Genomic DNA, 10,850 nt, shown 5'->3' on the forward strand with positions numbered 1-10,850 from the left:
ACCCATGCATGGCGTCGTCGATCCAGCCTCCGCAATCCTCGCCTCCGCCGAGCAGCCCCACGGCAAGCTGCTGGAGGTGCGTGACCTCACGGTTGAATTCGCCACCCGCCGGGGCATCGTGCGGGCGGTGGAGAAGGTCAACCTGACCCTCGCCAAGGGCGAGACCCTCGGCATCGTGGGCGAAAGCGGCTCGGGAAAATCCGTCACCTCCTACACGGTGATGCGCATTCTCGACCGCGCCGGACGCATCGCCGAGGGCGCGATCAGCTTCTCCGGCATCGATGTCGCCCATGCCAGCGAGCGCGAAATGCGCGACCTGCGCGGGCGCGAGATGTCCATGATCTTCCAGAACCCGCGCGCCGCGTTGAACCCCATCCGCAAGGTGGGGCATCAGATCGGTGACGTGCTGCTGCAGCACGTGCAGGCCGAGCCGCGCAATGTGAAGGAGAAGGTGATCGACATCCTCAATCAGGTGCGCATCGCGCGCCCGGAGGAGCGGTATCACGCCTATCCGTTCGAGCTGTCCGGCGGCATGTGCCAGCGCATCGTCATCGCGCTGGCGCTGGCCTGCCGGCCGCAGCTGCTGATCGCCGACGAGCCCACCACCGGCCTCGACGTCACCACCCAGAAGGCGGTGATGGAGCTGGTGACGGAGCTGACGCGGGCGCGCGGCATGTCCACCGTGCTCATCACCCATGATCTCGGGCTTGCCGCCACCTATTGCGACACGGTGATGGTGATGGAGAAAGGCAAGGTGGTGGAGACCGCCCCCGCCGAACAGATTTTCCGCAATCCGCAGCACCCCTACACCCGCAAGCTCATGCGCGCGACGCCGCGTCCCGGCATCGTTCTGGGCGATTTGCTCCCGGAAGGCGAGGGCGGTGTCGCGGCCCATTCCGCCCCGGCGGTTGCCACCTCGGATGTGCCGCTGCTGAAGGTGGAGAACCTCATCAAGGAATACCCCCGGCAGGGCGCTCCCTCGCCATTGTTCGCGAAGTTCACCGGCAAGGCGGTGGACCCGAAGGACGCCATCTTCCGCGCCGTGGACGGCATCTCGTTCGAGGTGAAGAAGGGCGAGAGCGTCGGCCTCGTGGGCGAGAGCGGCTGCGGCAAGTCCACCACCTCCACAATCGTCATGCGCCTCATCGACCCGACGGCGGGCCGCATCACCTTCGACGGGCAGGACATCGGCGCCATTCCGGCCCGGTCCTTTGCCCATCACCCCATCCGCCGCCGCATCCAGATGGTGTTTCAGGACCCCACCGAGAGCCTCAACCCGCGCTACACCGCCGCCCGCGCCATCGCCGATCCGCTGCTGCGCATGGGCGGGATGGGTGGTCTCCGGGGCGGGGCGGCGCTGGATGACAAGGTGGAGGAGCTGGCCCGCATGGTCGGCCTGCCGGCGGACCTGCTGGACCGCTTCCCGCATCAGCTCTCCGGCGGTCAGAAGGCGCGCGTGGGCATCGCCCGCGCCATTGCGCTGAAGCCCGATCTCGTCATCCTCGACGAGCCCACGGCGGCCCTCGACGTGTCCGTGCAGGCGGTGGTTCTGAACCTGCTGGAGGAACTGAAACAGACGCTCGGCATGAGCTATCTGTTCGTGTCCCACGATCTGCATGTGGTGCGGCTGCTGTGCGACCGCGTCATCGTCATGCGGCAGGGGCGCGTGGTGGAGGAGGGCACCTCGCAGGAGGTGCTTGAGGCGCCGAAAGACGCCTACACCCGCGAACTCATCGCCGCCATTCCCCATCCGCCCGTGTGAGGCCAGTCATGTCCGATTTTACCCCGCCACCGCGCCTCGCTGACGAGGCGGTCAGCGACCTGCTGGACGCCGGCATCGTCGCCTTCTCCATTCCGGCCGAGGAAGCATGGCGCAAGGAGGCCTTCTCCTATCTGCGCACCATTGCGGATGCGGCCCAGTTCGTGCTCTCCGCCGACCTCGGTGATGAGGCCGAGCCCGCAGCGGTGTTCCGGCCATGAACGCGCAATCCGACATGGCAACGCCCTTCGCCACCGCCCCGGCTGCCGAGATTGCCGCGGCCGTCCGTGACGGCCGGGTGAGCGCCCGCGCCGTCGTGGACGCGACGCTCGCCCGCATCGCCGCCCTCAATCCGCAGGTGAACGCCTTCACCGATGTGACCGCCGAGCGCGCCCACGCGGCTGCGGATAGGATCGACGCCCGCCGTGCGGCGGGCGAGACGCTGGGGCCGCTCGCGGGCGTGCCCTTCGCAGTGAAGAACCTGTTCGACATCGCCGGACTGCCCACCCGCGCCGGTTCGAAGATCAACCGCGATCTGGCCCCCGCCGCCCACGACGCCGCGCTGGTGACGAAGCTGGAAGGCGAGGGCGCCATCCTCGTGGGCGGCCTGAACATGGGCGAGTATGCCTATGACTTCACCGGCGAGAACGTCCATGACGGCCCCTCGCGCAATCCGCACGATCTCGGCCATATGTCCGGCGGCTCGTCGGGCGGCTCGGGCGCGGCCATCGCGGCGGGGCTGGTGCCGCTGGCGCTGGGCTCGGACACCAACGGCTCGATCCGCGTGCCTTCGGCCTTCTGCGGCATCTTCGGGCTGAAGCCCACCTATGGCCGCCTGTCGCGGGCACGCAGCTTCCCCTTCGTGTCGGCGCTGGACCATCTCGGGCCCTTCGCCCGCACTGTCTCCGATCTCGCGCTGGCCTATGACGCCATGCAGGGCGCGGACCCGGCCGACCCGGTGCAGGTGCCGCGCCCGCTGGAACCCGTTTCGCCCGTTCTGGAGAGCGGCGTCAGTGATCTGCGCATCGCGGTGGCGGGCGGCTATTTCCGCGCCAAGGGCATGCCGGAAGCCTATGCGGCGGTGGACCATGTGGCCGCCGCGCTCGGCGTAACGCGCACGGTGGAGCTGCCCGACGCGGCCCGCGCACGCGCCTCCGCCTACATCATCACCGCCGCCGAGGGGGCCTCGCTGCATGCGAACCGCCTGCGCGCCCGGCCGCAGGACTTCGACCCGGCGGTGCGCGATCGGCTGATCGCGGGCCTTGCCATTCCGGCGGCATGGGTTGCGGGCGCGCAGCGCTTCCGCCGCCACTACCAGACGCAGATGGCGAAGCTGTTCGAGGAGGTGGACGTGATCCTCGCGCCCTCCACGCCGTGTCGCGCGCCGCTGCTGGGCCAGACCCATTTCGAGCTGGATGGCGAGCGCATGCTGGTGCGGCCGAACATCGGCATCTACACCCAGCCCATCTCCTTCATCGGCCTGCCGGTGGCGGCGGTGCCGGTGTGGATCGACGATGGCTTGCCCATGGGCGTACAGGTCATCGCGCCGCCGTGGCGGGAAGACATCGCCTTGCGTGTGGCCCGCCATCTGGAAGCCTCCGGCGCCGTGAAGGCCCCGGTTGCCGCGTTGTGAGTTGAAGGAAACGTAACGTGCAGATCAACGATCCGGCCGTGATGGCCGAGGTGGAAGCGGCTTTCGCCCGCTATGAGCAGGCCCTCGTCAGCAACGACGTGGCGGTGCTGGACGAGCTGTTCTGGGATGATGGCCGCACCATCCGCTATGGCGGCGGCGAGAATCTCTACGGCATCGGGGAAATCCGCGCCTTCCGCAATGCCCGCTCGCCGCAGGGCCTGATGCGGGCGATTTCGCGCACGGTCATCACCACCTTCGGCACCGATTTCGCCACCGCCTCCACGCTGTTCGTGCGCGAGGGTATGAGCGGCAAGGTGGGGCGGCAGCAGCAGACCTGGGTGCGCCGTCCGGAAGGCTGGCGCGTGGTCGCCGCCCATGTCAGCGTCATCGCCGATCCGGGCGCATAGCGTTCCTCGATCAGGTTTTCCTCAGCCTTGGCCTTTGTCATGTCCACCCCCGTCTCCGAGGCCGTTTCGGCCCCCTCTCCCCAGCGCCCCCGGCGTCGCCGCACCGCCAGCCGGGCGGTGACGCGCACGGAGGAACTGCGGCTCCAGATCGCCGACGACATCGTGCGCGGACGCATCGCCCCGGGTACGGCGCTGGAGGAGATGGAACTGGCCAAGCGCTATGGCGTCTCGCGCACCCCGGTGCGCGAGGTGCTGCGGGATCTGGCGGCCTCGGGCCTTGTGGAGACGCGGCCCCACCGCAGCGCGCTGGTGGCGAAACCCTCGCTGGATCGCCTGCGCGGCATGTTCGATGTCATGGCGGAACTGGAGGCGCTGTGCGCGGGCCTTTCCGCCGTGCACATGACCAAGGCCGAGCGGGGGCAGCTGGAAGCCATCCACGCCGAGCTGGCCGACCTGACCCGGCGCGGTGATGAGGCCAACTACACCTTCCTCAACGACCGCTTCCACACGTTCCTCTATGGCGGGGCCCACAACGCGTATCTGGCCGAGATCACGCTGGCCACGCGCGCCCGGCTTCAGCCGTTCCGCCGCGCGCAGTTCCGCACGCTGGGGCGCCTCGCGCTCTCCTATGCGGAACATGATGCGGTGGTGCAGGCCATCCTGCGTGGCGACAGGATGGAAGCGGCCAGCGCCATGCGCGCCCACATCCTGACCGTCGAGGTGGCCTATGAACGCTATGCGGAGAGCGTCTGAGCCGCTGGCCGGGCTTTCAGAAATAGTCCTTCCACGGCCGGTCGCGGCGGGAGGGCGCGCGCGCATAGTCGGCCGAGGTCAGTGACAGATTGGGGTTGTAGAAGGGGTCGTTGCGGATGAGGTCGCCCCAGCAGGCCTGCATATAGGCTTCGTCGCGGGCGAAGCGGGCCTTCTGCTCAGGCGTCTCTTCCTTGCCGCGCGAGGCGGATTCGTGGTGCACCAGCTCGGCGAACGGCGTCCAGACATTGCGGTACCCGGCCCGCTGGAGGCGGAAGCACAGGTCGATGTCGTTGAAGGCGACGGGCAACTCTTCCGCATTGAAGCCGCCGACGCCCTGATAGGCCTCCCGGCGGATCACGAGGCAGGCGGCGGTAACGGCGGACACGGTGCGGGTCAGCACGGCGCGGCCATGGTCGCCCAGCGTGTCGCCCGGCGCGAAGGCAAAGGCGTGTCCTGCCGGTCCGCCAAGCCCGGCAACCACGCCCGCATGCTGGATCGTGCCGTCGGGATAATAGAGTTTCGCGCCCACGGCCCCGGTGTCGGGGCGCATGGCGAGAGGCACCATCTCCTCGAGCCAGTCCGGATGCGTGATCTCGATATCGTTGTTCAGCAGCGCGATGACGTCGCCCTGGGACTGCGACATGGCGAAGTTGTTGATGGCGGAGAAGTTGAACTCGCCCACGAACGGGATGATCCGCACGCGCCGATCGCGCCGCAGCTCGTCGAACAGCCGCAAGGTCGCCGCTTCCCGGCTCTGGTGATCGACGATGATCAGCTCCAGATCGGGATAGCGCGTGGTCTCCAGCACGCCGCGCGCGCAGACCGCCAGCAGGTCCGCCCGATCGCGCGTGGGCACGATGACGGAGACCTTGGGCACGATGGCGGGGAGGGGGCGGACGATGCGCGCCCATACGGGGTTGCGGGGATGCTGCCGGATCTCCGTGTTTTCCCCGCGCCGTTTCACGGCATCCCGGCGCACGCGCTGGCGGGCCTCGGCGGTGGCGGCGATCTCCGCATCGTCTGGGGTGCGGGCTCGGCGGTGATAGAGCAGCTCGGGGATATGATGGATGCGATCCATGCTGGTGAAGGCACAGGCGCGCAGGATGAGGTCATAGCTGCTGGCGGCCCCATACCCCGGCCGGAAGCCGCCGACGGCGGCGAGAAGCGCGGTGCGGCAGGCGGCTAGACCTTCGGTGAGGCCCTGGCCCAGCAGAAGCTCGGGGTCGTAGCTGGTCCTGAAGTGAGGGGACGAATAGGCGCCCGCCGCGTCCACCACGTCGTCGTCGGAATAGAGAACGTCCGCGTCCGGTGCCAGATTGATGCGGTTGGCGATTTCGTAGAGCGCGGTTTCGTGCAGGCGGTCGTGCTGGCCGAGCCGGAGCGCGAAATCGCCCTTGGCGCCGTATATGGCCGCATTGCAGCGATCGGCCTCCGGCAGTCCGGGTGCGAGCGGCACCAGCACCACCCGGTGATCCTCGGCGGCGGCCCGCTCCAGCAGCGTCTGGATGTGAGGGGGCTCCGTGCGCGCGAACATGATGCGCAGGTCCCAAAGCGGATAGACCTGCCCGGCCAGTGAACCCAGCGCATCGCGCAGCCAGGTCTCGTCCGGCGCATCGAGGATCATGCAGACGCTGAGCAGCGGCTTGTGCTTGAAATGCGCGATGTGCCGCCGCACGGCGGCGCGGTCGTGATCGTGCAGGCGATCGTGCCACCAGGCCGCGCTGCTCTCCGCGGACAAGGCGAGGGCGCAGCCGGTGGTGCAGCCGACGGTCTCGAAATGCACCAGCGGATTGATGTGGCCCTGCGTGGAATCGAGGTGCAGGCGGCGATAGGTGCTGGTGGAGAAGAAGGGGCCGGGGTCGCGGTCCTCGCGGGCGCCGTGGCGCACGAAATGCGCGGCGGGATCAAGCTTGCCGCCGGCCACGTCCGGATATGTGCTCACATACCAGTCGGCATCGAAGAACAGGGATTGGCGGACAACGGCCACATCCGAGCTTCTGGCCCGCAGGCGCGGGCGCACGGACGTCCAGAGCTTCCGGAACAGGGACCGATTGCGGCGATTGGCGATGGTCCGTTCAAGAAGCGCGTGCTGCTCGCTGTTGCGTATCGCCATGGGCCCTGCATCCCCAGGCGCTCTCGAGCGCAAGCCGCCAAAAGCGCCTCCCACCCCCGGGAGAAATCGTCATCCGGCAAACTAGGCCGAGATTGTGAAGGGTACGTGCATGCCGGCCAATCTTTGGCGGCGCAAGGGCAGTATAGCACAGGAGCTGCGCCGCGCACTGCCGGAGCAGGCGCGGCGCGGCGATCACGCGGCGGGGCTGGTGAGACTTGCGAGATAGGCCCGGAAGCCGCCGAACGCACTGATGTCGGGGCAGCCGGCCATGGGCACGGCTTCGGCCAGGAAGCCCGCCACCCGGCGGCCATCGGCCAGTTCCACCGAGCCGAGCCCCAGCGGGGCGGGGATGGTTGCGAGCAGCCGCCCCACGCCGTCGAACGGCAGCGACCAGATCTCGCCGGCAATGGCGGTGCCGCCCTCCCGCACCCGGCTGACGCCCGGCCGGGGCACGTCGCCCTCGATGAGTGCCATGCGATAGGCGGCAGCCGTGGTGACGCTGGCGACGAAGCGACCGCCGAAGGACTTCACTTCCGCGTTCAGCGGCAGGCCGGATAGGTGGGCGCCGAACATGCAGATGTCCACGCGCTCCGGATCAGGCAGGGCGCCGAGCGCGGGATATGCGGCATGATCGGCGCTCGCGGCCAGCGGCATGTCCGCGTCGGCGGCGAAGGCGCGGGCGAGGGAGGCGACCGCGCCATCCTGCCCGGCGGGGGCCAGGAAGGTGACGCCGTAGGGTACGCCGCTCGCAGCGATATGGGCCGGGACGGCGGTGCCGCACATGTCCAGCAGGTTGACGAAATTGGTGTAGGTGCCGAGCCGCGAGTTGAGGCGGATGGGATCGGCCAGCACCTCGTCCAGCCGGTAGGCGGTGGGCGCGGTGGGCACGAGGATGGCATCCAGACCCGCGAGCAACGGCTTCACGGCGGCGCGCAGTTCCTGCAGGCGGTAGAGGGCGCGGAAGGCATCGGCGGCCGAGGATTTTCCGCCTGCTTCCGTGATGGTGCGGGTGACGGGATGGATGGCATCGGGATCGCGGGCGAGCAGGTCTTCCGCGACGATGAAGCGCTCGGCCACCCAGGGGCCCTCGTAGAGCAGGCGGGCGGTCTCGGCGAAGGGAGCGAAGTCGATTTCCTTCAGCGTGGCACCGAGCCCGGCGAGGCGGGCGAGCGCGCTCTCATAGGCCGCAGCGGCATCCGCATCGTCGAAGAATTCGCGCTGGGCCGGCGGCAGGATACCGATGGTCGGCTTCTCCGGCATGGGGCCGAGCGGAGCGATGGTGAGGGGGCGTGAGAAGGCATCGGAGGCCTCATAGCCGCCCATGACCTCCAGCACCGCCATGGCATCGTCCACGGTGAGGGCGAAGATGGAGATGGCGTCCAGCGTGCGGCAGGCCGGCACGAGGCCGGTGTTGGGCACGAGGCCGAGGCTGGGCTTGAGACCGACGATATTCTGCAGCATGGCCGGCACGCGGCCGGAGCCTGCGGTATCGGTGCCGAGCGCGATGGGCACGATGCCGGCGGCCACCGCGCTTGCCGAGCCGGAGGAGGAGCCGCCGGGCACGAGGTCCGGCTTGAAGACGTTGCGCGGCACGCCATAAGGCGAGCGCACGCCCACGAGGCCGGTGGCGAACTGGTCGAGATTGGTCTTGCCGATGATCAGTGCGCCGGCCGCCTTGAGGCGGGCGACGGCGACCGCGTCAACGGTCGGCTCATAGGCGAAGGCGGGGCAGGCGGCGGTGGTGGGCAGGCCGGCCACGTCGATATTGTCCTTCACCGCCACCGGAATGCCGTAGAGCGGCAGGGCGGCAGCCTTGCGGGCTTCGAGCGCGGCGGCTTCCGCCAGCACATCCGCCTCCGGCCGCAGGGTGATGAACATGGCAGGGTCGGCATGGGCGGCGATGCGCCTGTAGGTGGCGCGGATCGTGTCCGAGGGGCTGCTCCGGCCACTGCGATGGGCTGTGAGAAGGGAAGCGAGGGTGTCCATGGCGGCTCCTGAGCGTTTGTTTTCCCGTCCCTAAGCAGGAACCGCGCCAGCTGCGATCAACCCGTTCCCGATCGGCAGAGGTCGCCTGCTTCCTGTGTTTCGAACGGGCAGCAGCGGGGAGCGCGTGTGCTGGTATTCCGGGGCGCCGGTTCATGATGATCTGATATTGAGCATATTTTATGTAAATGATTAGATATTAATCTAAAATGTGTGCCGTGCATGCAGTTTGGGTGCCGTTTCCGGGAAGCTGCGCGTGCAGCAGCTGTTGTTTCCGGCCGCTCTCGCACGGCTGACCTAGCGTCCACCCTTGCAATCGGCAGTCACGGTTCTGATCTCATGGGCCGAGCTTATTGCCGCCCCTTCCCGGATCATCGCCATGACATTGCTTTCCATTCTCGACCTTGCCCCCATTCCCCAGGGAGCGACGGCCCGCGAAGCCCTGCACCGCAGCCTCGATCTGGCGCGCCATGCGGAGCGCTGGGGCTACAACCGTTTCTGGGTTGCCGAGCACCACAACATGGTCGGCATCGCCAGCGCAGCCACCTCGGTGGTCATCTGCTATCTGGCGCAGGGCACGGAGCGCATCCGCGTCGGGGCCGGCGGCATCATGCTGCCCAACCATTCGCCGCTGGTGATCGCCGAGCAGTTCGGCACGCTTGATGCGCTCTATCCCGGCCGCATCGACCTCGGCCTTGGTCGCGCTCCGGGCACCGACCAGATGACCCTGCGCGCGCTGCGCCGCGACCCTGCCACCGCCGATGCCTTCCCGCAGGACGTGCTGGAATTGCAGGCCCTGCTGGCGCCCGAGCAGCCCAACCAGCGCATCCGCGCCGTGCCCGGCGCCGGCTCGCAGGTGCCGTTGTGGATCCTCGGGTCCAGCATGTTCGGCGCGCAACTGGCCGCCATGCTGGGGCTGCCTTACGCGTTCGCCTCCCACTTCGCCCCGGAGCTGCTGCTGCCGGCGCTGCGGGTCTATCGCGAGCGTTTCGAGCCTTCGGCCCAGTTGCAGAAGCCCTATGCCATGGTCGGCGTGCCGCTGGTGGCGGCGGAAACCGATGCCGAGGCGCGGCGCCTGTTCACGTCCACCCAGCAGAGCTTCGCCAACATGTTCCGTGGCGCGCGCGGCCAGCTGCCGCCGCCCATCGACGATATCGAGACCTACTGGACGCCCAATGAGAAGATTCAGGTCAACGGCATGCTGGGCCGTGCGGTGGTCGGCGGGCCGGAGACGGTGAAGGCCGGGCTCGAGGCCCTGATCGCGGAAACGGGCGCCGATGAACTGATGGTGGCTTCCGCCATCTATGATCATGGCGCGCGCCTGCGTTCCTACGAGATCCTGTCGGGACTGGGCCTTGCGGCGGCGCGTCAGCCGGCGTTGTGCTGAGGGGTGGGACTTCGCCTATGATCGGCTGACGGCTGCTTCGCGACGGCCGACAGGGAAGGTGCCGCCATGTCCGAGATATTCGATCCGTCTGCCGCGCCACCGGACACCAAGCTCACGCTGACCAAGCAGCGCTGGGCGCGGGAAGGGCGCTTTCTCACCGGCCGCGTGGATCGCACCGGCGATGAACGCCTGCCGCCGGGCCAGCATCTGGTGAAGGACTGGCCCGTGCTCGACCTCGGCCTCCAGCCGGAGATCCAGGCGTCCGCCTGGCGGCTGGACGTGGATGGCCTCGTGGATCATCCGGCCAGCTGGAGCTGGGCGGAGTTCCAGCATCAGCCGCAGTCCCATCTGGTGACGGACATCCACTGCGTGACCACCTGGTCGCGCTACGACAATGGCTGGGATGGCCTGCTGACGCGTGATCTGCTGGCGCTGGTGGAGCCGCGCATGAACGCGCGCTTCGTGGTGATGCACAGCTATGACGGCTACACCACCAATGTGCCGATCGAGGATTTCGCCGCCGAGGACGCGATTCTGGCGCACAGCTGGCAGGGACAGCCGCTCTCCCGGGCGCATGGCGGCCCGCTGCGGGTGATCATTCCCCATCTCTATTTCTGGAAAAGCGCCAAGTGGGTGAAGCGCATCGAGTTCATCCCGGCCGATCGCCTCGGCTTCTGGGAAGTGCGCGGCTATCACGAGCGCGGAGATCCCTGGACGGAAGAGCGCTATTCGGAAGAGTGAGGGCCGGGCGCCGGCCTCTCCCGCCCGAGAGCTGTCCACGTGCGCGCAAAAGGTATCTGCGGCAACGCTTCCGC

Annotated in this window: 9 protein-coding genes; 7 read left to right on the forward strand and 2 right to left on the reverse strand. The window is 68.4% G+C overall.

Going from position 1 to position 10,850, the window contains the following annotated elements:
• The first annotated feature begins 4 nt into the window (after positions 1-4).
• From IEW24_RS17700 to IEW24_RS17720, 5 genes are read left to right on the forward strand one after another with little or no spacing between them, the layout of a single operon-like run.
• Positions 5-1,762, forward strand: coding sequence for a dipeptide ABC transporter ATP-binding protein (locus tag IEW24_RS17700; protein WP_188581048.1), 1,758 nt, complete (start codon positions 5-7; stop codon positions 1,760-1,762).
• 8 nt (positions 1,763-1,770) lie between these two features.
• Positions 1,771-1,980 (forward strand): DUF4089 domain-containing protein, encoded by a 210-nt coding sequence (locus IEW24_RS17705; RefSeq protein WP_188581049.1) that lies wholly within the window; start codon positions 1,771-1,773, stop codon positions 1,978-1,980.
• Positions 1,977-3,392, forward strand: a complete 1,416-nt coding sequence (locus tag IEW24_RS17710) for an AtzE family amidohydrolase (protein ID WP_188581052.1) — start codon at positions 1,977-1,979, stop codon at positions 3,390-3,392. The genes IEW24_RS17705 and IEW24_RS17710 overlap by 4 nt, the downstream gene beginning before the upstream one ends.
• 41 nt (positions 3,393-3,433) lie before the next feature.
• Positions 3,434-3,799, forward strand: a complete 366-nt coding sequence (gene hpxZ, locus IEW24_RS17715; protein WP_373870090.1) for an oxalurate catabolism protein HpxZ — start codon at positions 3,434-3,436, stop codon at positions 3,797-3,799.
• 39 nt (positions 3,800-3,838) lie between these two features.
• A complete protein-coding gene (locus IEW24_RS17720) occupies positions 3,839-4,552 on the forward strand; it encodes a GntR family transcriptional regulator (RefSeq protein WP_188581056.1) in 714 nt (237 codons plus the stop codon).
• Positions 4,553-4,568: 16 nt separating this feature from the next.
• Here the strand turns inward: IEW24_RS17720 and IEW24_RS17725 are convergent, their stop codons facing one another.
• Positions 4,569-6,665 (reverse strand): glycosyltransferase family 2 protein, encoded by a 2,097-nt coding sequence (locus tag IEW24_RS17725; RefSeq protein WP_188581058.1) that lies wholly within the window; start codon positions 6,663-6,665, stop codon positions 4,569-4,571.
• 192 nt (positions 6,666-6,857) lie between these two features.
• Complete coding sequence (gene atzF, locus IEW24_RS17730) at positions 6,858-8,651, reverse strand: allophanate hydrolase (RefSeq protein ID WP_188581060.1); 1,794 nt, start codon at positions 8,649-8,651, stop codon at positions 6,858-6,860.
• Between the two features lie 376 nt (positions 8,652-9,027).
• Here atzF and IEW24_RS17735 point away from each other — a divergent pair, with 376 nt between their 5' ends.
• Positions 9,028-10,035: an LLM class flavin-dependent oxidoreductase gene (locus IEW24_RS17735; protein WP_188581062.1), complete on the forward strand. Its 1,008-nt coding sequence runs from the start codon at positions 9,028-9,030 to the stop codon at positions 10,033-10,035.
• A 66-nt stretch (positions 10,036-10,101) separates the two neighbouring features.
• A complete protein-coding gene (locus tag IEW24_RS17740; protein WP_188581064.1) occupies positions 10,102-10,776 on the forward strand; it encodes a sulfite oxidase-like oxidoreductase in 675 nt (224 codons plus the stop codon).
• Positions 10,777-10,850: the final 74 nt, after the last annotated feature.

It is taken from the genome of Azorhizobium oxalatiphilum, assembly GCF_014635325.1.
Taxonomy (GTDB): Bacteria; Pseudomonadota; Alphaproteobacteria; order Rhizobiales; family Xanthobacteraceae; genus Azorhizobium; species Azorhizobium oxalatiphilum.

Excerpts from the sequence above, each read along its gene's own strand:
- IEW24_RS17725 (WP_188581058.1), bottom strand. The coding sequence starts at position 6,665 with ATGGCGATACGCAACAGCGAGCAGCACGCGCTTCTTGAACGGACCATC.
- IEW24_RS17720 (WP_188581056.1), top strand. The coding sequence starts at position 3,839 with ATGTCCACCCCCGTCTCCGAGGCCGTTTCGGCCCCCTCTCCCCAGCGC.
- atzF (WP_188581060.1), bottom strand. The coding sequence starts at position 8,651 with ATGGACACCCTCGCTTCCCTTCTCACAGCCCATCGCAGTGGCCGGAGC.
- IEW24_RS17710 (WP_188581052.1), top strand. The coding sequence starts at position 1,977 with ATGAACGCGCAATCCGACATGGCAACGCCCTTCGCCACCGCCCCGGCT.
- IEW24_RS17700 (WP_188581048.1), top strand. The coding sequence starts at position 5 with ATGCATGGCGTCGTCGATCCAGCCTCCGCAATCCTCGCCTCCGCCGAG.
- IEW24_RS17735 (WP_188581062.1), top strand. The coding sequence starts at position 9,028 with ATGACATTGCTTTCCATTCTCGACCTTGCCCCCATTCCCCAGGGAGCG.
- IEW24_RS17740 (WP_188581064.1), top strand. The coding sequence starts at position 10,102 with ATGTCCGAGATATTCGATCCGTCTGCCGCGCCACCGGACACCAAGCTC.
- hpxZ (WP_373870090.1), top strand. The coding sequence starts at position 3,434 with ATGGCCGAGGTGGAAGCGGCTTTCGCCCGCTATGAGCAGGCCCTCGTC.
- IEW24_RS17705 (WP_188581049.1), top strand. The coding sequence starts at position 1,771 with ATGTCCGATTTTACCCCGCCACCGCGCCTCGCTGACGAGGCGGTCAGC.